Here is an 18,260-nt window from a genome sequence, read left to right on the forward strand (position 1 = left end):
TAGCGAGGGCCGGCGACAGCGTCACCTTAAGCCTTCGTCATCCGCGAGCCGCGTCCAGAGCGCGCCCGGCCGCCGCCAGTTCCCCGGCCATGACGGCCTTAAGCCGCTCGGGCGCCAGGATCATGGCCTGTTCGCCCCAGGTGAACAGGTGCCAAGCCAGTTCGCGCATGCCCGAGGCGCGGAACCGGACGATGACGGCGCCGTCCGCCTGATCCTCGAACGACTGGGTCGGGTGCCAGCGCCAGCTCTTCGCCTCGGCCGCACCCTCGGGGGCGATACGCAGCACCACGTCCTCGATCTCGTCCTGATAGATGCCGAAGGACTGGCTGGCGAAGACGCCCAGGTCGAAGTCGGCGGGTGGAACCGCCACCCCGTCCTGTGGGGCGACGCTGCTCATCCGGTCCAGGCGGAAGGTCTGGATACGGCCGGTCTCGCGGTCGGCGGCGACCAGATAGTTGGCGCGGCCGAACATGACACCGCACGGCGCGACGGTACGCCTGCGCGGTTCGGCCCCCGGCCGGGAATAGGTGAAGCCCAGCGGCTGTTGCGCGAGCACCGCCCCGCGAATGGCGGTCAGCAGGCCTTCGTCCGCCGAGGGGCGCGGCCCGGCCTGGACGGCGATGGTCTCGGCCCGCACCAGGGCCTCCAGATCCGGGGCCATCCGGTTCAGGGTGGTCGAGCGCATCGCCGCCTTCAGCTTGCGCTCCAACCCCTCCAGCGCCGCCGCCCGCGCCGGTTCGCCCGCCGTGCGCAGGGCCGTGGCCGCCTTGGACAACTCCAGCATCTCGGTCGAGGTCGGCGCCTGTTCGAAGGCCGACAGGCCGCCGCGGATGCGCCAGCGTTTCGACGGCGGGTCCGACACCTCCTCGACCGTGGGAAACAGCATGAAGACGGCGTCGCGCATCCGCTCGGCGGTGCGGCGGCTGACGCGCATGTCGCGCGCCATCTCGTCCAGGGTCAGGCCTTCGGCGCTGGCGGCCAGCCGCCGCGCCAGGTCGATCACCATGGCCGCCTTGTCGTGTCTCACCGTCGCTCCTGAATGATACGTCCGTTTCTGACGCATCAGTGCGCCATAACACCATCATCGACAAGAGGCCGACCGCTTCAGGAGATCATCACATGGCTCGTTTCCAACCCACCAACGCCGTCAACGCCAACCGCTATCTGATCGTCCCGTGCGAAGCCGACGGCTCGTCGGACCTGGCCGTGATCTGGGATCGGCTGGAGGAACAGGTGGTGGACGTCATCTCCGCCGCCGCCATCGCCCGCTATTCGGACGAGGACGCCCTGTGGGACGAGGCGCGGTCGGACCCGGCGGAAACGCCCTGGCTGATGGCGGCCTGAATTCAGGCTGTTTTCGGTTTGGTCCAGCGGTCGATCAGACGCTGGGCCGGCCGTTCGACCCGATTGTGCGCCACGACCGCGATCACGACGATGAAGCCGAACAGACCCAGCGCGAACAGGTCGTTCAGCCAGACCGAGCCGAAATCGACGCGCCGCCCGCCGGGCAGCCAGTCCAGCTTGCGTGCGATGATCAGCATCACGGTCAGAATGAACATGTGGACCATGTAGATGGAGAAGGACCAGCGCCCCAGGGTCACCAGGGCCGGGTGGTCCAGCAGCCGCGACACCCGCCCCTCCTCGCCCGCGAACACCCAGACCAGGACGACGAAGACCAGGGTCACGGCCACCGTCACCGGCCCCTGGGCCCAGGCCACGAAGACGCAAGTTCCGACGACGGCCGCGATCTCCAGCCCCGTGGCCGCCAGCCCCTTCAGGCGCGGGATGTTCATCCATAGCCCCTGCAAAAGGCAGCCCAGGAAGAAGCCGTAGACCGCCCGCGGCACGGCGAAGTCATAGGTGGTGTTCATCCAGCGCCGGGCGTAGCTGACCACCAGAATCCCGCCGATGACGGCCAGGACCAGGCCGATCCAGCGGAACCGCTTGGGCGCCGCCAGCACCAGACCGGCGAAGATCAGATAACAGGCCCATTCAGCGCTCAGCGTCCAGGACGGGCCGTTCCAGGTCAGGTGCGGATGGACGTGCCAGGCCTGGATCAGGGCCAGATTGGTGAAGATGGCCCACACCGACCGATCCCCGGTAAACGGCGCCGCACTATCGAAATGGAAGGCCAGCCGCGCCAGCTCCAGCCCGACATAGGCCGCCAGCATCAACACGTGCATCGGCCAGATCCGCCCGAACCGCCGCACCATGAACCGCCCGGCGTCCGCCCCCGTCTTCAGCCGCTCGGCATAAGCATGGGCGATGACGAAGCCCGACAGGACGAAGAAATAATCGACGAACAGATAGGCGTGCTGGATGAAGTCCCAGCTCCGCCAATGGCTGGCGACCGGCATGTGGAACATGACGACCAGGATGGCGCACACCCCGCGCAGGGAATCGAGCGCCTCGAAACGGCGATGGGCGACGGGAGCGGGTTTGGACAGGGCGTTCACGACCGCGTGATAGCGCCGGTCAAGCTCGGGCGATAGGCCCATCATCAGCCGCCAGCTCGAAACCGGCGAACTCGAACCCCGGCGCGACCGTGCAGCCGACCAGGGTCCAGTCGCCCAGGCTGCGCGCCGCCTGCCAGGCGCCGGTCGGCACCACCGCCTGCGGCCTCTGCCCCGCCGTCAGATCGACGCCCAGGGTCAAGACGCCCTGCCCCTCGATCTCCAGCGCCAGAGGCGCGCCCGCGTGGAAGTGCCAGATCTCGGCCGCGTCCACCCTGTGCCAGTGCGACCACTCGCCCGCCGCCAGCAGGAAATAAATCGCCGTCCCCGCCGACCGCCCGTCGACCATGCGCGGATCGCGGAAGGTCTCGCGATAATGCCCACCCTCGGGATGGGGCTGGAGGCCGAGCAGGCGGATGATGTCGGCGGCGGCTACGCCATCAAAACTAGACACGAACACAATCCTTGATGATCATTAATCATGCCTATCATATCGATCTTCTTCGGCATCGTGGTGCGCATCAACTTCTTCGATCATGCGCCGCCGCACATCCATGCCCTTACGGCGACGCCGAAGCGCTGTTCGACATCAGGACGGGCAAGGTCATCGCGGGTCGCCTGCCGCGACGCGAAACCCGCTATGTGGTAGAGTGGTTGGTGAAGAACCGCGTCGATCTGATGCGGAATTGGGATTTGGCCGGTGTCGGGACAGCCGACGTTCAGGATCGGGGGTCTGTCGGATGACTGAGATCAAGATGGTCCGGGCCCGCCGCGTTCGGGCATTGGCCGACCACCGACTGGAGATCGTGTTCGATGACGACACCCTGGGCGTCGTCGATCTGAGCGAATTCACGGCCCTGGGGCCGATGACCGAGCCCTTGAAAGACCCCGCCTTCTTCGCCCGCGTCTTCGTCGAGATGGGCGTTCCGACCTGGCCCAACGGCTGCGACATCGATCCGATCAACGCGCACAGGCTGATGCGTGAGGCGGGGACGTTGCGGCCGGTGAGCGAGGCGGCGTGAACATGCGCCTTAGAACTTTCGTCCCCGCGGCTCGGCGACGAGTTGATGCTCATCCTGCCAGACAACAAGGCCCGGATCGCGAGTAGTCAGGACGTCGACGTGAATGCCGCAGGCCTCCAAGGCCAGCTTCAATCGGTGCATCTGACGGATGTGCTCCTTGGCCACAGGCTTGAACCAGGAGAGTCCGGGTTGCCCGTAGCCCTTATGTCCGCCTGCTGAGAAGGTTTTTGGAATTGCGAGATTCGCGTTGAACCAAGCGCTCAATGCTCGCGCCTCAACAACTGCCCAACTCGGCGCGTGATCGCTTTCCACCGCTTCGGCGATGGCCTTGAACAATCCAAGGCGGCTGCGCTGACGGCCGATGTTCTGAAAGCAGACGAACCGCACATAGGTCCGGACTTCGGCGCTCACAGCGCCTTCACGATCCCCTCGACCATCTTCTTGGCGTCGGCGAACAGCATCATGGTGTTGTCGCGGAAGAACAGCTCGTTCTCCACGCCCGCATAGCCCGAGCCCATGCCGCGCTTGATGAACAGCACCGTCCCGGCCTTTTCCACGTCCAGGATCGGCATGCCGTAGATCGGCGACTGGGGGTCGGTCTTGGCGGCGGGGTTGGTGACGTCGTTGGCGCCGATGACGAAGGCGACGTCGGCGGTGGCGAACTCGGCGTTGATGTCCTCCAGCTCGAACACCTCGTCATAGGGGACATTGGCCTCGGCCAGCAGGACGTTCATGTGGCCGGGCATCCGGCCGGCCACGGGGTGGATGGCGTATTTCACCTCGACCCCCTCCTCCTTCAGCTTGTCGGCCATTTCACGCAGCGCATGCTGGGCCTGGGCCACCGCCATGCCGTAGCCGGGCACGATGATGACCTTCGACGCATTCTTCATGATGAAGGCGGCGTCCTCGGCCGAGCCCTGTTTGACCGGGCGGGTCTCCTTGGCGCCGGCCGGACCGGCCGCGGCGTCCGCGCCGCCGAAGCCGCCCAGGATGACGCTGATGAAGCTGCGGTTCATGCCCTTGCACATGATGTAGCTCAGGATGGCGCCCGAACTGCCGACCAGGGCGCCGGTGATGATCAGGGCGATATTCTCGAGCGTGAAGCCCAGGGCCGCCGCCGCCCAGCCGGAATAGGAGTTCAGCATCGACACCACCACGGGCATGTCGGCGCCGCCGATGGGGATGATCAGGGTCGCGCCCAGCACCAGGGCGATCAGGAAGACGCCCCAGAAGGCCCAGGTCGCCGCCCCGCCGGTGCCGATCAGAATGCCGATCAGGAAGACCAGGCCCAGACCCAGGCCGACATTGATCAGGTGCCGCGCCGGCAGGATGATGGGCGCACCCGACATATTGCCGTTCAGCTTGGCGAAGGCGATGACCGAGCCGGTGAAGGTGATGGCCCCAATGGCGACGCCGAGCGACAGTTCGATGATCGACAGGGTTTTGATGCCGGTCCCGTCCTCGGACAGGATGCCGAAGGCCTCGGGCGCATAGACGGCGCCGATGGCGACCAGGCAGGCGGCCATGCCGACCAGGCTGTGGAAGGCGGCGACCAACTGGGGCATGTCGGTCATGGCGACGCGCCGCGCGATCAGGGCGCCGGTCCCGCCGCCGACGATGACCCCGCCCGCGATCAGGGCCAGGGTGACGGCGTCCAGCGCCCCGGTGGTTCCCAGGGTCAGAAGGGTCACGCCGATGGCCAGGGCCATGCCGATCATGCCGAAGGTGTTGCCCTGGCGGCTGGTCTCGGGACTGGACAGGCCGCGCAGCGACAGGATGAACAGGACGCCGGAAACCAGATAGGCCAGTGCGGCCAACGATGCGTTCATCACGCCCCTCCCCTCAAGACGTGCGCGCCAGCCGCCACAGGGCGGCGGCGATGAACAACGGGCCGATGAAGAACAGGGCCCATTCAAAAACACCCAGCGGCCGCTCCTGGCTCATGACCCGGACCAGTATGGCCGAGAAGACCAGGGCGATGCCGCAGTCGTGCAGCCGCTGACGCTTCAGCGGCAGTTTCGTCCCGAACCAGCCATACAGCCACAGGCCGAAGCCGACGCCGGTGGCGATCCAGGAGCCGGTTATGGCGATCTGCGCGGGATCGATCATGCTGCGCCCTTGGGAGCCGGCCGCTCCTTCTTCTTGTACATGGCCAGCATCCGCCGGGTGACCATGAAGCCGCCGAAGATGTTGACGCTCGCCAGGGTCACGGCCGCCACGCCTGCGCCCTTGGCGATCCAGGCGCTGGGGCCGGTCGCATCGCCCGACACAGCCGCCGCCGCGATCAGGCCGCCGACGATGATGACGCTGGACACCGCATTGGTCACGGCCATCAGCGGCGTGTGCAGAGCCGGCGTCACGCTCCAGACGACGTAATAGCCGACGAAGATGGCCAAGACGAAGATGGCCAGGCGGAAGACGGTGGGATCGACATGTTCCATGGTCAGCCTTCCGCGCGAGGGAGATTGTCAGACTTAGGCTTGGGCTCTAGCCCGGCGGCCTTCGCCGTATAGACCGCAAGCCCTATAGCGACCGCGACGGCGAGCGGCGCCCATGCAGATCCGACCCAGATCAGAACCGCTGTCGCCGCCACGGCTATGCTCAGGCCCGCGACCACAAACGGGAGCATCTTTGGCAAATGAGGCTTCGTCAGCCGATCGAAAACCTCCTGCCCCGCAAGCACCAGCATCAACCCCAGCCCCAGAACAACAACGCCAATCACCAGCCGCAATGCTTCTTCCCCCGCAAACATCCATACGGACGCTTCAGGTTGCGTGCTTCTCAAGTCCGACCACCGCTCCCAGAAGCTCTGTGTGGCCATGGCGAGGACCAAAATCCAAATGCCCGCTCGTATCCATCGAGAGAGTTTCATCCCCTTACCCCCTCATGCACCACGGCCCCGCCGTGCGTCACAACGGCCGCCTTCAGGATCTCGTCCTCCAGATCGACCGCCAGAACCCCGTCCTTGACCATCAGCCCCACGAAGGCCGTCAGATTGCGGGCGTACAGGGCGCTGGCGTCGGCGGCGATGCGGCCGGACAGGTTGGACCAGCCGACGATGGTCACGCCGTTCGCCGTAGTCACGACCTCGTTCAGCTTCGAGCCCTCGACGTTTCCGCCCGCCTCGACCGCCAGATCGACGATGACCGAGCCCGGCTTCATCGAGGCCACATGGGCCGCCGTCAGCAGGCGCGGCGCCGGGCGGCCGGGGATCAGGGCGGTGGTGATCACCACATCCTGTTTGACGATGTGAGATGCGGTCAGTTCGGCCTGCTTGGCCTGATATTCCGCCGACATCTCCTTGGCGTAGCCGCCGGCGGTCTGGGCGTTCTTGAACTCCTCGTCCTCGACGGCCAGGAATTTGGCGCCCAGGCTCTCGACCTGTTCCTTGGTGGCGGGACGGACGTCGGTGGCGGTGACGACGGCGCCCAGACGTCGCGCCGTGGCGATGGCCTGAAGCCCCGCGACGCCGACGCCCATGACGAAACATTTGGCGGCGGCGACCGTGCCGGCCGCCGTCATCATCATCGGGAACCCCTTGCCATAGGCGTAGGCCGCCTCGATCACCGCCCGGTATCCGGCCAGATTGGCCTGGGACGACAGGACGTCCATGACCTGGGCGCGGGTGATGCGGGGCACGAATTCCATGGCGAAGGCGGTGGCGTTGGCGCCGGTCAGGGCCTCGACCGTGGCCTTGTCGCGCCAGGCGTCCAGCATGGCGATGACGATGGCGCCGGGCTTGAGCGCGCTGGTCTCCTGGGCCGTCGGGCCGCGCACCTTCAGCACGATGTCGGCGCCGTCCAGCACCGCGCGGGTGTCGGGCTTCACCGCCGCGCCGGCGGCGGCGTAGTCGGCGTCGGGAATGGAGGAGCCCAGGCCGGTCCCGGCCTCGACCGTGACGGTCGCGCCCAGGGCGATCAGCTTCTTGACCGTCTCGGGCGTGACGGCGCAGCGCGTCTCGCCTTCGCGACGTTCACGGGTGGCGGCGATAGCGACGGCCAAGCGAATCCCCTTGTTCCTGTATGGGACGCGAGACTAGGCCGGTTCCGAAGACGCCGTCAAAGCGCGTCGTTATTGCATCGTTGCGGACGGAGGCTCAGTGGCCCGCGTCGGCCTTGGGCTTCAGGGCGAAGAAGCCGACGCCCCCCAGCACCACTGCGCCGACCAGGGCCGCCATCAGGTTTCCGCCCGGATGGAACCACAGGGTCAGGAACAGCAGCAGGCAGGCCACGGCCAGCGAGCCCCATTTGGCCAGATCCATGAACAGCTTGAAGGTCGCCGCCTGTTCATTGATCTGCATCCCGCCCCGGACATAGGCGGTCGCGTCGGCGTCTGCCTCGGCGGTGGCGGGATTGTGAGCGTCGGCCATGAGAACTCCCTCGGTCTTGTCGTTGAGGCGACTATAGCGCGGGTTCAGCCGGGCGCCAGCCTCTCACCCCAGCGCTTCGAACTGATCCACCAGACGTTCCAGCCGCTTGCAGCCCACGCTCCAGAAGGCCGGATCGCGCGGATTGAGGCCGAAGGGCTTCAGCGCCTCGACATAGGTCTTGGCCCCGCCGCCGGCCAGCAGGTCGCGGTACAGGGGCGTGAACCCGGTCGGATCGGCCCGCCGCGCCTCCATCAACGCCGCCACCAGCAGGTCGCCGAAGGCGTAGGCGTAGACGTAGAAGGGCGAGTGGACGAAGTGGCTGACATAGGCCCACCAGTGCTCATAGCCGGGGTTTAGCGTCACCGCCGGCCCCAGCGAGGCGCCCATCTCGGTCAGCCATAGCTCATTGATCCGCTGCTGCGAGACCTCGCCCTTCTGGCGCTCGTCGTGGAAGCGGGTCTCGAACCGGTGGAAGGCGATCTGGCGCACCACCGTGTTCAGCCCGTCCTCGATCCGCCCGGCCAGCAGACCGCGCTGCTCGCGCTTGGGCGCCGTCGCCAGCAGGCGATCAAACGTCAGACCCTCGGCGAAGATGGAGGCGGTCTCGGCCAGGGTCAGGGGGGTGTCGGCCAGAAGCGTGCCCTGGTCCGCCGCCAGGGTCTGGTGCACCCCGTGGCCCAGTTCGTGGGCCAGGGTCAGGACGTCGCGCCGCTCGCCCATCCAGTTCAGGAAGACATAGGGGTGGCGGTCGGCGGTGACCGGGTGGGCGTAGGCGCCCGATTGCTTGCCCGGTCGGGCCCGGCCGTCGATCCACGGCTTGTCGAAGAAACCGGCGGCGCGCTCCGCGAACTCGGCCCCAAGGTCGGAGAAACTGTCCAGAACGATCTCGCGCCCCTGGCTCCAGGTGAAGGCGCGCGGGGCGGTGGTCTCGATCGGGGCGTTGCGGTCCCAGTGGTCCAGCCGCGCCTTGCCCATGGCCTTGGCCTTCAGCGCATAATAGCGGTGCGACAGCTGCGGATAGGCGGCGGCGACGGCCTCGGCCATGGCGTCCACCGCCTCGCCGTCGACCTCGTTGCCCAGGTGGCGGCTGTCGGCGGGGCGTTTGAAGCCGCGCCAGCGATCCTCCATCGCCTTGTCGGCGGCGACCGTGTTCAGCACCAGGGCCAGGGTCGGGGCGCGGGCGGCCAAGGCCTCCGACAGGCCCTCGGCGGCCGCCTTGCGCCGCGCGGGCTTGGCGTCCGACAGCCGGTTCAGGGCCTCGGCCAGGGTCAGGCTTTCATTCCCGGCCTTGGCGCGCAGGGCCGCCAGCTGTTCGTCGAACAGGCGCGGCCACTGGGCCGTGATCGGGCCGCGTTCGGCGATGAAGGTCTCAAGCTCGCTGGACAGTTCGTGCGGCTTCATCGCCCGCACCCGCCGCAGCCACGGCCGCCAGCGCGATGCGCCAGCGTGGGCCTGAAGCGCGGCCTCCAGCGCGGCGTCGTCGATCTGGTTGATCTCCAGCGTCAGCCAGACGGTCGGGGTGGCGATGGCGGTGATCTTCTCGCGCACATCCGCTTCGAACCCCTGCGCCCCTGCGTCGTCCCGCGCCGTCGAGGCCGCCAGGAAGGCGTAGGCGCCCAGGGCGCCCAGCACGTCCGAGGCCTGTTCATACAGGCTGATCGCCCGATCCAGCGCGGCGCCCAAGGAAGCCGGATCGCCGCCCTGCCCCGCCAGCCGGCCTTGCAGGCCGTTCATCTCGTCCACCAGGGCGCGCGCCCGATCCAGGTCGGCGGCGATCCGGGCGTCGTCGCGCGAACCATAGAGGTCGGTCAGGTCCCACAGAGGGGCTTCCGCAGGGTCGGACTGGGAGAGGGCTTTGAAGGGGGCGTTCATGCCTGCCTTTGTGGGGGCGCGGCGAGGCCGATGCAACGGCCGGAAGCCGCCAGACGACACGCGCGGATCATCGCAAGCAAAGGACCTCACCCCGGAGATCCCAAATGACCTACCGTATCGAAGCCCTGCCACTGGCGCCGTTCTCGCCCTATTTCGCCATGTCCGATAAAGACTTAGCCGCCGTCGGCGCGCGCCGCTGGGTCGCCGACGCCCCCGGCCGCGCGCCCTGCCGGGTCAGTCTGCGCGACGCCGACGCCGGCGAGGCGCTGGTGCTGGTCAATCACGCCCATCTGACCGACCCGACCTCGCCCTATCGCGCCTCGGGACCGACCTTCGTGCGCGAGTCGGCGGTGGAACAGGCGCCGATCACCGGACCGGCGCCGGAGATGCTGACCAAACGACCGCTGTCGCTGCGCCTCTATGACCGGCGCAACATGATGCTGGAGGGACTGGTGATCGACGGCGCCGATCTGGACGCGCGGCTGGCCGAGGCGTTCGACCATCCGGCCCTGGACCAGGTCCACATCCATTTCGCCCCGCGCGGCTGTTATCTGGCGCGGGCGTGTCGGATCGAGGCGCCGCTTCCCTGAACACCCCCGATCCGGCTAGATGGCGCGCCCAGGTCGGGCTCCGAACCGGACAAAAAGGGCGCGTCATGACCACCGAAGCGGCGAATATTCTCGGCACGGGCTGGGGCGGGACCACGCCGGACGGCGACCGCCGCCGGATCGCCATCGTGCGGCTGACGGTCGGCCTGTTGCAGGGGATCGTCCTGTACCTGCTGCTGCGCGCCACCGAGGGCGACAGCGCCAGCTGGTCGCAGCGCCATCCCGACCTGTTCGCGCCGGCCCTGCTGACCGCCCTGTTCCTGCCCGCCGTCCTGCTGTCCGGCGTCGGCAAGCTGAGGCTGTGGGTCTATGTGGTCTGGAGCCTGATCGCAGGTTTGGTGCTGGCCCTGCTGGCTTGGCACGACATCGCCCGTCAGGCCGACGGCGCCCGCGAGGCGACCTTCCCCCTGTTCGTCTTCGCGGCGGCGGCCCTGTTCATCGCCCATCATCTGGTCGTGCCGGCAGACCGCGAGCGCCGGCTGGCGGCCTCCTATCCGGCCTATTTCGACGCCGCCTGGATGGCGGGGGTGCAGGGGGTGCTGTCCATCGGCTTCGCCGGCGCCTTCTGGCTGCTGCTTCTGCTCGGGGCCAGCCTGTTCAAGATCATCGGGCTCAGCTTCCTCAGCGACCTGCTGCAAGAGAGCTGGTTCTCCCTGCCGCTGACCAGCCTGGCCTTCGCCACGGCGGTGCATCTGACCGATGTGCGCGACGGTCTGATCCGGGGCGTGCGGACCGTGGCCCTGATGCTGTTGTCCTGGCTGCTGCTGGTGATCACGGTGCTGGTCGGCGGCTTCCTGCTGGCCCTGCCCTTCACCGGCCTGGACGGCCTGTGGCAGACGGGCAGCGCGACGGCCCTGGTGCTGTCGGCGGCGGCGGCCCTGATCGTGCTGATCAACACCGCCTATCAGGACGGACGTCCCGACCATCGCCCCCCGGTGGTGCTGCGCTACGGCGTCCGGGTCGCCTCGGCCCTGATCGCGCCCCTGGTCGGCCTGGCCTTCTGGGGCTTGGCGCTGCGGATCGGTCAGCACGGGCTGACGCCGGATCGGATCATCGCGGCGGCCTGCGCTGTGATCGGCGCGGTCTATGGCCTGGGTTATCTGTTCGCCGCCGTCCGCCCCGGCCCCTGGATGAAGCCGCTGGAGCCGACCAACATCCTCGCCGCCGTCCTGTCGGTCGCGGTCATCCTGGCCCTGTTCAGCCCCTTGGCCGACCCGGCGCGACTGTCGGCGGCGGATCAGGTTGCGCGGCTGGAGCGCGGGGCCGTGGCGGCCAAGGATTTCGACTTTGACTTCCTGCGCTTCGACAGCGGCAAGGCGGGGCTGGCTGCGCTTGATCGGTTGATACAGTCGCCGGACGCGGAGATCGCCGAGCTGGCGCGGGCGGCCCGCGTGCGCGTAGATCGCGAGGCCTATTCTATCCAGGACCGGAACGAACGGCTGGCGGGCATCCGGATCCAGCCGGTCGACGGCCAGACGACCCCGCCCAGCTTCACCGCCCAGCTGGGTCGCCAGGACGCCCTGATGTACACCTGCAACAGCGAGGCGCCCTGCCGCCTGCGCACCCTGGACCTGGACGGCGACGGCCGGGTCGAGGTTCTGCTGGCGGCGCCGGGGTCCATCATGGCTTTCGCCCAGGACGCCGGGGGGCAATGGTCGCAAACCGGATCCTACAGCGTCATGTGCGGGAAGGCATCGCCGAACGACCTGCCCAAGGCCTTCGCAGAGGCTGTGACCGTCGCCCCCGCCAGCCTGCCAGACCTGGTCGTGGGCGATCAGACGCTGAAGGCCCAGCCGCAGATTCGGTGCGCGACGGCGTTACCTGGTTAACGTCCCGGTCACCACGCCCTCTCACCCGATTTTCACCTCGTCCCCCTAGAAATCGTCCCGAAACGGGCCAGTCCGCACCACGGGCGGCCTATCGGTGATGACAAGGGGCTCCCATGGCCAAGACCGTTCTGGTGGTCGACGACGATCCGACCCAGCGCCGCCTGCTGCAGGCCGTGCTCGAACGCGACGGCTACGCCGTGGTCCATGCGGCCGGGGGCGGCGAAGCCATTGACCGCATGCTCCGGGGCGGCGGCGCAGACATGCTGTTGCTGGACATGGTGATGCCCGAGATGTCGGGTCTGGAATGCCTGGCCGAGCTGCGCAGCGCGGGCGTGACCACCCCGGTCATCGTCCTGACGGCCAACGGCGGCATCGACACCGTGGTCAAGGCCATGCAGGCCGGCGCCCAGGACTTCTTCGTCAAGCCGGTCGGACCCGAGCGTCTGCTGGTCGGGGTGCGCAACGCCCTGAAGATGACCCAGCTGACCGCCGAAGTCGGCCGACTGACCAAGCGCGCGCAAGGGCGCGCCAGTTTCGACGATATCATCGGCGACAGCGCCCCCATGCGAATGGTCAAGGCTCTTGGAACGCGGGCCGCCAAGTCGTCCATTCCGGTGCTGATCACCGGCGAAAGCGGCGTCGGCAAGGAGGTCATCGCCCGCGCCCTGCACGGCGCCAGCGACCGGGCCGGCAAGCCCTTCGTCGCCGTCAACTGCGGCGCCCTGCCGGCCAATCTGGCGGAATCCATCCTGTTCGGTCACGAGAAGGGCGCCTTCACCGGGGCGGTCGACAAGACCCTGGGCAAGTTCCGCGAGGCCGACGGCGGCACCCTGTTCCTGGACGAGATCGGCGAACTGCCGCTGGACCTTCAGGTCAAGCTGCTGCGCGCCCTTCAAGAGAGCGAGATCGATCCCGTCGGCGGCAAGCGGCCGGTCAAGATCGACGTCCGCATCGTCTCGGCCACCAATCGCGACCCGGCCCAACAGGTCAAGGACGGCGCCTTCCGCGAGGATCTGTTCTACCGCCTCAACGTCTTCCCGATCGAGGCCCCGTCCCTGCGCGACCGCCGCGAGGACATCCCGGCCCTGGTCGATCACTTCATCGCCCGGTTCAACGCCGAGGAAGGCAAGCGGATCGTCGCCTGCGCGCCCGAGACGCAGGCGATGCTCCAGGCCTTCGACTGGCCCGGCAATGTGCGCCAGCTCGAGAACGCGGTGTTCCGCGCCATCGTCCTGGCCGACTCGCCCTTCCTTCAGCCCTATGATTTCCCGTCCATCTCGGGCGTGGTGGCGCCCATGCCGGAGGCGACGACGGCTCTGGCCCAGACCGCCCCTTCCTACGCCGACCTGCCGCCCCTGCCGGAACAGCCGATCCGCATCCTGGACGACCGCGGCCATCTGCGGACGCTGGAAGACATCGAACGCGACCTGATCCAGCACGCCATCGAGGTCTACGCCGGCCACATGAGCGAAATCGCCCGCCGCCTCGGCATCGGCCGCTCCACCCTGTACCGCAAGGTCCGCGAACAGGGGCTGGAGGGGCAGCTGAAAGAGGCGGGCTAAGATCCAGCCGGCGGAGGACCGTAGCGATTCACCGTCTTCTTGCCGTCCAGCACAAGCAGGATGACGAGACCGATCAGGCTGGCCATGTAGAGGACGTTGTTGAGAAACAGCAGCATGAACAGGCCTATGTCCGGCGCATCCTCCTGCATGAAGCTGGTCATAACAGCGGGAAACGCCGTCAGGCCGATCGTCAGGAACACCACAGGCGGCAGACCCCAATAGCCCGCCCGGCCGGTGTCATGCAGACGGCGCGTCACGGCGGCGGCCAAGAGGATCACAACCGCTGCCACGCCGATCCTCAGAACCAGGAAAAACGGGCCCATATCCGGCATGAAGGTCGGATCGTGGATTTCGACCGAGTAGTGCCCCGGGCCGCTGACAACGGTCGCTGCCTCGGGGTTTGTCGCTGCGGCCGCAGACGCCTGTTCAAACACGGCGGTCATCGTCGGGATCATACCCAACCAAAGCCCGACGAAGGACAGTCCGACAACGGCAAGGGCATACGGCCAGAACTGCGATCGCCTGTCCCGTCCTTTGAAATCCGCCAAGCGGCGAAAGCCGGCTAGGATAGCGTACATCAGTCTTCCCCCGTCGTGTTGCCGTCATCCTGAGGTCGATTCGAGCCAGACGTCTTGCTGCGTCCCCAACGCTTCGGCTCCTCGCCCTTCGCCTTGGCGGTGATCTCCTTCAGCTTGCGGCCTTGCATGGCCGACAGGGCCTGACCGGGCGCGCCCTTTTCGGGGTCGGCGAAGGCGCGGCCGTGGGTCTTGACCCGCTCGCCGACCGAATCGAGGAACTCCCCCTCCCATTCGGACAGAGAAACGCCCGCCTTCTCTGCCGAGCGGCGGGCGCGTTTCAATGCGTTGAGTGCGGCGCGCTTGGCCGCTTCGCGCTGGATCTCAAACGGGCTCGGCGGAGCTTTCTTGGGCGCGCCATCGCCCTTCGGGCTGCTTGAGCGCGTGTTGAACCCGCTACCGCCCTTCAGCCCGCCTGAGCGCGAAAGGCCGCCGCCTGGCTTGAAGGGGGTGCGCTTCAAGCCGGGTCAGCCTCAGATCTCGCCCAGGGCCGACATATAGAGGTCCAGGATGGCGTCCTCTTCCTGGCGCTTGGCCTTGTCCTGCTTGCGGATGCGGATGACCTTGCGCAGGATCTTGACGTCATAGCCCTCGCCCTTGGCCTCGGCGAAGACTTCCTTCATGTCGGTCATGACGGCCTGCTTGTCTTCCTCGAGGCGCTCCAGGCGCTCGATGATGGTGCGCAGCCGGCCCTGGGCCGTCGCGGTCAGAACATCGGACGAGGCGTCGAAGGCGGCGTCATCGGCCATGGGGAATACTCCAGAAATCAAGCGCGGACGCTAACCACGCCCAGCGGCGCGGCTCAACCGCCGAACACGAAAAAGGCCGCGGACAAAGCCCGCAGCCTGTGGATCGTCAGAGCTTTTGTCGCGCTATCGCCCTTCGGGCGACCTAAGCGCGGCCCTGCGTGCGCACGCCGCCAGAGCGGCGCGCCGCGAACGCAGCTTAGCCCTGCTTCGCCTTGAAGCGCGGGTCGGTCTTGTTGATGACGAAGACCACGCCCTTGCGACGCACGACCTTGCAGTCGCGGTGACGGGTCTTCAGGGACTTGAGCGAGCTGCGGACCTTCATGGTCGGACGTCCTGAGAGAAGCCAATAAGAAAGCCGCTGACCCGGTCGGATCGCGGCGGAGGCGGTCGTATAGAGAGCGGTCCGGAGAAGGTCAACCCGCTACAGGCCAAAACCCTATAAAAGCCAGTCCCAGCCTGCCCGAACCACCTTCCCCACCCCGTGCTCAAGCAGCGCGAAGCGCGGTAGCACCCAAAACATGGGCTCAAGCAGCCCGAAGGGCGATAGCACCAAAAAAAGATGGAGGCCTGACCTCCGAGTCGAACGGAGGGTTTCCGGGGTTGCACGCCCGTCGCGTCGCCACTCCGCCATCAGGCCGTCAGAGGACCCTGCGCCAATACGCCGCAGTTCGTTAGCGCGTCGATGAAATTGAGGGTTAACGACGTCAATAGGGGAGTCTCCCGGCGCCGCTTTCGCGCCACAGGCGCTTTGTGGCGCGTGAAAGTCATTCGCGCGGATGTCATTTCACCTATTACCTCGGGGGCTGTAGTCTGAATCTCATGCGCTTTTCCTATCGCCTACTCCTCATCTGCTGTGTCGCCGCCTGCGCGCCGATGCTGCCCGAGCCGCCCGTCAATTTGCCGACGCCGACGCCTGACTCGGGCGCGCCCGTCGCGGCGCCGACGCCCGCGCCCCAGACGCCGCCCCTGGCCGCCTATGACCAGCAGGGTTTCGAAGGCTGGAAACAGGGATTCCTGGCGCGCAAGGGCGGGGGCCGTCGCGCCGACTACGAACGCGAACTGGCCGGGCTGACGCCCGACGCCTCGGTCGTGCGGCTGGACCGCAATCAGCCCGAATTCTCAAAGCCCGCCGGCGCCTATATCCAGAATGCGGTGACGCCGGTGCGAATCGCCCAGGCCAAGCAGCGGATCGACCGCGTGCCGTGGCCGGTGGTCCAGCGCTTCGGCGTGCCGTCCGAAATCCTGGTCGGGGTCTGGGCTCAGGAGAGCGCCTTCGGTCAGGTCCAGGGCGACTATGACGTCATCCGCTCGCTGGCGACCCTGGCCTATGACGGCCGCCGCCGCGACTGGGCCGAGGCCCAGCTGAAGGACGCGCTGGACATCGTCGTCGACGGCCGCCGCGAACGCGCAGGCCTGAAGGGCAGCTGGGCCGGGGCCATGGGCCAGACCCAGTTCATGCCCGACAACTATCTGCGCCTGGGCGTCGACCAGGACGGCGACGGCAAGGTCGACATCTGGGGCGACGACGCGGACGCCCTGGCCTCCGCCGCCAATCTGCTGGCCCAGGCCGGCTGGAAGCGCGGCCAGGGCTGGGGCTACGAAGTCGTCCTGCCCGCAGGCTTCAACTACGCCGAGGCCGAAGGGCCGAAACACAACTGGGCCCACTGGGCGGCCAGGGGCGTGCGCCTGGCCCAGGGCGGCACGCCGAACGGCGCCGAGGCGCTGGAAGAGGCGACCATCCTGCTGCCCCAGGGCGCCAACGGCCCGGCCTTCCTGGCCCTGCCGAACCATTATGTGATCCGGCGCTACAACAACTCGGTCTCCTACGCCCTGGCCATCGGCCTGACGGCGGACGGGATCATGGGCAAGCCCGGCCTGACCAAGGCCTGGCCCAACGACGCCTCCATGTCGCGCGAACAGCGGATCGGCGCCCAGGCCGCCCTGACGCGGCTGGGCTATGACACTCAAGGGGTCGACGGGGTCATCGGAACCAACACGCGCACGGCCCTGCGCCGCTGGCAACAGGCCAACGGCCGCATCGCCGACGGCTATCTGACCGCGGCCCTGGCCGACGAACTGATCCGCAAGGCGAACTGAGGGGCGACTTCACCTCCCCGCGCGCGAAGGCGCGCGGGGAGGTGAGCCAAAGCCTCAGGCCGCCTTGTCCCAGTTCAACACCACCTTGCCCGACTGGCCCGACTTCATGGCCTCGAAGCCTTCGCGGTAGTCGGCGTAGTCCAGGCGGTGGGTGATCAGCGGGCTCAGGTCCAGGCCGGCCTTCAGCAGGCCCAGCATCTTGCGCCAGGTGGTGAACATCTCGCGGCCATAGACGCCCTTGATCGTCAGGGCCTTCAGGATGATCGCGCCCCAGTCGGTCTCCATCGGCTTGCCGGGAATGCCCAGCATGGCCATGCCGCCGCCCATGATCAGGGTGTCGACGCACTGTCTGAAGGCGATCGGCGAGCCCGACATCTCCAGGGCCACGTCGAAACCGACCTTCAGGCCCAGCTCCTTCATGACGTCGTGGATGTCTTCCTTGGTCGTGTTCACAGTGCGCACGCCCGGCGCCACCTTCTGCGCCAGCTCCAGCCGGAAGTCGTTGATGTCGGTCAGAACCACGGTGCGCGCGCCCGCGTGGCGGGCCACGGCGGCGGCCATCATGCCGATGGGGCCGGCGCCGGTGACCAGGACGTCCTCGCCCAGCAGGTCGAACTGCTGCGCCGTGTGAACCGCATTGCCGAACGGATCCAGGATCGAGCCGATCTCATAGGGCACGTCGTCCGGCAGTTCGATGACGTTGAAGGCCGGCGCCACCACGAACTCGGCGAAGGCGCCCTGGCGGTTGACGCCGATGCCGCGCGTCTTGGGGTCCAGGTGGAAATGGCCGGCGCGGGCCGCTTCGGAGTTCAGGTCGATGACATGCCCCTCGGCCGAGACGCGCTGGCCGATCTTCAGCGGGCGATCCACATCCTTGCCGACGGCGACGATCTCGCCGGCGAACTCGTGGCCGGTGATCATCGGGGTCGGGACGTTCTTCTGGGACCACTCGTCCCAGTTCCAGATGTGGATGTCGGTGCCGCAGACGGCGGTGCGATGGACGCGGATCAGCACATCCTCCGGTCCCGCCTCAGGGATCGGCGCGTCGATCAGTTCCAGGCCGACGCCCGGGGCGGTCTTGGCCAGGGCTTTCATCGTGTCGGTCATAGTCTCAACTCCCTGAA

At 67.6% G+C, this 18,260-nt stretch carries 23 protein-coding genes and 1 tRNA gene; 7 read left to right on the forward strand and 17 right to left on the reverse strand.

All coding sequences use genetic code 11. The features are described 5' to 3' along the window. Nucleotides 1–37: 37 nt before the first annotated feature. The gene (locus tag AC07NC_RS08470) at nt 38–1,027 is read right to left on the reverse strand and encodes a helix-turn-helix transcriptional regulator (protein ID WP_494569245.1); all 990 of its coding nucleotides are present in this window, start codon (nt 1,025–1,027) and stop codon (nt 38–40) included. Between the two features lie 92 nt (nt 1,028–1,119). Between AC07NC_RS08470 and AC07NC_RS08475 the strand changes: the two genes are divergently transcribed. Next, nucleotides 1,120–1,344 carry a hypothetical protein gene (locus AC07NC_RS08475; RefSeq protein ID WP_494569246.1) on the forward strand — a complete coding sequence of 75 codons (225 nt, stop codon included), beginning with the start codon at nt 1,120–1,122 and terminating at the stop codon, nt 1,342–1,344. Between the two features lie 2 nt (nt 1,345–1,346). Here the strand turns inward: AC07NC_RS08475 and AC07NC_RS08480 are convergent, their stop codons facing one another. Both AC07NC_RS08480 and AC07NC_RS08485 read right to left on the reverse strand, forming a co-directional pair. Then, nucleotides 1,347–2,501, reverse strand: coding sequence for an acyltransferase family protein (locus tag AC07NC_RS08480; protein ID WP_494569247.1), 1,155 nt, complete (start codon nt 2,499–2,501; stop codon nt 1,347–1,349). Beyond that, a complete protein-coding gene (locus AC07NC_RS08485) occupies nt 2,476–2,907 on the reverse strand; it encodes a cupin domain-containing protein (RefSeq protein WP_494569248.1) in 432 nt (143 codons plus the stop codon). Before AC07NC_RS08485 ends, AC07NC_RS08480 begins: the two co-directional genes overlap by 26 nt. A gap of 14 nt (nt 2,908–2,921) precedes the next feature. Between AC07NC_RS08485 and AC07NC_RS08490 the strand changes: the two genes are divergently transcribed. Next, nucleotides 2,922–3,197 carry a DUF4160 domain-containing protein gene (locus tag AC07NC_RS08490; protein WP_494569324.1) on the forward strand — a complete coding sequence of 92 codons (276 nt, stop codon included), beginning with the start codon at nt 2,922–2,924 and terminating at the stop codon, nt 3,195–3,197. Continuing rightward, entirely contained in the window at nt 3,194–3,475 is a 282-nt protein-coding gene (locus AC07NC_RS08495; RefSeq protein WP_494569249.1) for a DUF2442 domain-containing protein, read from the forward strand. The genes AC07NC_RS08490 and AC07NC_RS08495 overlap by 4 nt, the downstream gene beginning before the upstream one ends. A gap of 9 nt (nt 3,476–3,484) precedes the next feature. Here AC07NC_RS08495 and AC07NC_RS08500 read toward each other — a convergent pair whose 3' ends face one another. From AC07NC_RS08500 to AC07NC_RS08535, 8 genes are all read right to left on the reverse strand, one after another. Then, nucleotides 3,485–3,886: a hypothetical protein gene (locus AC07NC_RS08500; protein WP_494569250.1), complete on the reverse strand. Its 402-nt coding sequence runs from the start codon at nt 3,884–3,886 to the stop codon at nt 3,485–3,487. Then, complete coding sequence (locus tag AC07NC_RS08505; protein WP_494569251.1) at nt 3,883–5,304, reverse strand: NAD(P)(+) transhydrogenase (Re/Si-specific) subunit beta; 1,422 nt, start codon at nt 5,302–5,304, stop codon at nt 3,883–3,885. The genes AC07NC_RS08500 and AC07NC_RS08505 overlap by 4 nt, the downstream gene beginning before the upstream one ends. A gap of 13 nt (nt 5,305–5,317) precedes the next feature. Beyond that, nucleotides 5,318–5,584, reverse strand: coding sequence for a hypothetical protein (locus tag AC07NC_RS08510; protein WP_494569252.1), 267 nt, complete (start codon nt 5,582–5,584; stop codon nt 5,318–5,320). Next, a complete protein-coding gene (locus tag AC07NC_RS08515) occupies nt 5,581–5,916 on the reverse strand; it encodes an NAD(P) transhydrogenase subunit alpha part 2 (protein WP_035307110.1) in 336 nt (111 codons plus the stop codon). Before AC07NC_RS08515 ends, AC07NC_RS08510 begins: the two co-directional genes overlap by 4 nt. 2 nt (nt 5,917–5,918) lie before the next feature. Further along, the gene (locus AC07NC_RS08520) at nt 5,919–6,347 is read right to left on the reverse strand and encodes a hypothetical protein (RefSeq protein WP_372705538.1); all 429 of its coding nucleotides are present in this window, start codon (nt 6,345–6,347) and stop codon (nt 5,919–5,921) included. Further along, on the reverse strand, nt 6,344–7,477 hold the full coding sequence (locus AC07NC_RS08525) for a Re/Si-specific NAD(P)(+) transhydrogenase subunit alpha (RefSeq protein ID WP_494569253.1): 1,134 nt from the start codon (nt 7,475–7,477) through the stop codon (nt 6,344–6,346). Before AC07NC_RS08525 ends, AC07NC_RS08520 begins: the two co-directional genes overlap by 4 nt. A 94-nt stretch (nt 7,478–7,571) precedes the next feature. Next, nucleotides 7,572–7,844 (reverse strand): aa3-type cytochrome c oxidase subunit IV, encoded by a 273-nt coding sequence (locus tag AC07NC_RS08530; RefSeq protein ID WP_008264067.1) that lies wholly within the window; start codon nt 7,842–7,844, stop codon nt 7,572–7,574. Between the two features lie 63 nt (nt 7,845–7,907). Next, nucleotides 7,908–9,716, reverse strand: a complete 1,809-nt coding sequence (locus AC07NC_RS08535; RefSeq protein WP_494569254.1) for a M3 family oligoendopeptidase — start codon at nt 9,714–9,716, stop codon at nt 7,908–7,910. A gap of 104 nt (nt 9,717–9,820) precedes the next feature. Here AC07NC_RS08535 and AC07NC_RS08540 point away from each other — a divergent pair, with 104 nt between their 5' ends. From AC07NC_RS08540 to AC07NC_RS08550, 3 genes are all read left to right on the forward strand, one after another. Next, entirely contained in the window at nt 9,821–10,306 is a 486-nt protein-coding gene (locus AC07NC_RS08540) for a DUF1203 domain-containing protein (protein ID WP_494569255.1), read from the forward strand. A 65-nt stretch (nt 10,307–10,371) separates the two neighbouring features. After that, nucleotides 10,372–12,153 carry a DUF4153 domain-containing protein gene (locus AC07NC_RS08545; protein WP_494569256.1) on the forward strand — a complete coding sequence of 594 codons (1,782 nt, stop codon included), beginning with the start codon at nt 10,372–10,374 and terminating at the stop codon, nt 12,151–12,153. Between the two features lie 113 nt (nt 12,154–12,266). Next, nucleotides 12,267–13,715, forward strand: a complete 1,449-nt coding sequence (locus AC07NC_RS08550) for a sigma-54-dependent transcriptional regulator (protein WP_372705543.1) — start codon at nt 12,267–12,269, stop codon at nt 13,713–13,715. Here AC07NC_RS08550 and AC07NC_RS08555 read toward each other — a convergent pair. From AC07NC_RS08555 to AC07NC_RS08575, 5 genes are all read right to left on the reverse strand, one after another. Next, the gene (locus tag AC07NC_RS08555; protein ID WP_494569257.1) at nt 13,712–14,293 is read right to left on the reverse strand and encodes a DUF805 domain-containing protein; all 582 of its coding nucleotides are present in this window, start codon (nt 14,291–14,293) and stop codon (nt 13,712–13,714) included. The genes AC07NC_RS08550 and AC07NC_RS08555 overlap by 4 nt on opposite strands. Continuing rightward, entirely contained in the window at nt 14,293–14,613 is a 321-nt protein-coding gene (locus AC07NC_RS08560; protein ID WP_492100446.1) for a hypothetical protein, read from the reverse strand. The genes AC07NC_RS08555 and AC07NC_RS08560 overlap by 1 nt, the downstream gene beginning before the upstream one ends. Nucleotides 14,614–14,763: 150 nt before the next feature. Then, complete coding sequence (gene gapR, locus AC07NC_RS08565; RefSeq protein WP_183195954.1) at nt 14,764–15,039, reverse strand: nucleoid-associated protein GapR; 276 nt, start codon at nt 15,037–15,039, stop codon at nt 14,764–14,766. 196 nt (nt 15,040–15,235) lie between these two features. Next, nucleotides 15,236–15,361 carry a type B 50S ribosomal protein L36 gene (gene ykgO / locus AC07NC_RS08570; protein ID WP_008263184.1) on the reverse strand — a complete coding sequence of 42 codons (126 nt, stop codon included), beginning with the start codon at nt 15,359–15,361 and terminating at the stop codon, nt 15,236–15,238. A gap of 238 nt (nt 15,362–15,599) precedes the next feature. Further along, nucleotides 15,600–15,676 (reverse strand) — tRNA-Ala (locus tag AC07NC_RS08575). Between the two features lie 182 nt (nt 15,677–15,858). On the opposite strand from AC07NC_RS08575, the gene AC07NC_RS08580 reads away from it, so the two are divergent. Next, entirely contained in the window at nt 15,859–17,136 is a 1,278-nt protein-coding gene (locus AC07NC_RS08580) for a lytic murein transglycosylase (protein ID WP_494569258.1), read from the forward strand. A gap of 54 nt (nt 17,137–17,190) precedes the next feature. On the opposite strand, the gene tdh is transcribed toward AC07NC_RS08580, so the two are convergent. Then, a complete protein-coding gene (gene tdh, locus AC07NC_RS08585; protein WP_008258650.1) occupies nt 17,191–18,243 on the reverse strand; it encodes an L-threonine 3-dehydrogenase in 1,053 nt (350 codons plus the stop codon). Nucleotides 18,244–18,260: the final 17 nt, after the last annotated feature.

It is taken from the genome of Brevundimonas sp. GW821-FHT10A07 (assembly GCF_059415785.1).

Bases quoted from the DNA above. Each gene is read 5' to 3' on its own strand.
- AC07NC_RS08540 (WP_494569255.1), top strand. From the start codon at position 9,821: ATGACCTACCGTATCGAAGCCCTGCCACTGGCGCCGTTCTCGCCCTAT.
- AC07NC_RS08495 (WP_494569249.1), top strand. From the start codon at position 3,194: ATGACTGAGATCAAGATGGTCCGGGCCCGCCGCGTTCGGGCATTGGCC.
- AC07NC_RS08535 (WP_494569254.1), bottom strand. From the start codon at position 9,716: ATGAACGCCCCCTTCAAAGCCCTCTCCCAGTCCGACCCTGCGGAAGCC.
- AC07NC_RS08510 (WP_494569252.1), bottom strand. From the start codon at position 5,584: ATGATCGATCCCGCGCAGATCGCCATAACCGGCTCCTGGATCGCCACC.
- AC07NC_RS08505 (WP_494569251.1), bottom strand. From the start codon at position 5,304: ATGAACGCATCGTTGGCCGCACTGGCCTATCTGGTTTCCGGCGTCCTG.
- ykgO (WP_008263184.1), bottom strand. From the start codon at position 15,361: ATGAAGGTCCGCAGCTCGCTCAAGTCCCTGAAGACCCGTCACCGCGAC.
- AC07NC_RS08480 (WP_494569247.1), bottom strand. From the start codon at position 2,501: ATGATGGGCCTATCGCCCGAGCTTGACCGGCGCTATCACGCGGTCGTG.
- AC07NC_RS08545 (WP_494569256.1), top strand. From the start codon at position 10,372: ATGACCACCGAAGCGGCGAATATTCTCGGCACGGGCTGGGGCGGGACC.
- AC07NC_RS08550 (WP_372705543.1), top strand. From the start codon at position 12,267: ATGGCCAAGACCGTTCTGGTGGTCGACGACGATCCGACCCAGCGCCGC.
- AC07NC_RS08490 (WP_494569324.1), top strand. From the start codon at position 2,922: ATGATCATTAATCATGCCTATCATATCGATCTTCTTCGGCATCGTGGT.
- AC07NC_RS08515 (WP_035307110.1), bottom strand. From the start codon at position 5,916: ATGGAACATGTCGATCCCACCGTCTTCCGCCTGGCCATCTTCGTCTTG.
- AC07NC_RS08475 (WP_494569246.1), top strand. From the start codon at position 1,120: ATGGCTCGTTTCCAACCCACCAACGCCGTCAACGCCAACCGCTATCTG.
- AC07NC_RS08530 (WP_008264067.1), bottom strand. From the start codon at position 7,844: ATGGCCGACGCTCACAATCCCGCCACCGCCGAGGCAGACGCCGACGCG.
- AC07NC_RS08555 (WP_494569257.1), bottom strand. From the start codon at position 14,293: ATGTACGCTATCCTAGCCGGCTTTCGCCGCTTGGCGGATTTCAAAGGA.
- AC07NC_RS08520 (WP_372705538.1), bottom strand. From the start codon at position 6,347: ATGAAACTCTCTCGATGGATACGAGCGGGCATTTGGATTTTGGTCCTC.
- gapR (WP_183195954.1), bottom strand. From the start codon at position 15,039: ATGGCCGATGACGCCGCCTTCGACGCCTCGTCCGATGTTCTGACCGCG.
- AC07NC_RS08580 (WP_494569258.1), top strand. From the start codon at position 15,859: ATGCGCTTTTCCTATCGCCTACTCCTCATCTGCTGTGTCGCCGCCTGC.
- tdh (WP_008258650.1), bottom strand. From the start codon at position 18,243: ATGACCGACACGATGAAAGCCCTGGCCAAGACCGCCCCGGGCGTCGGC.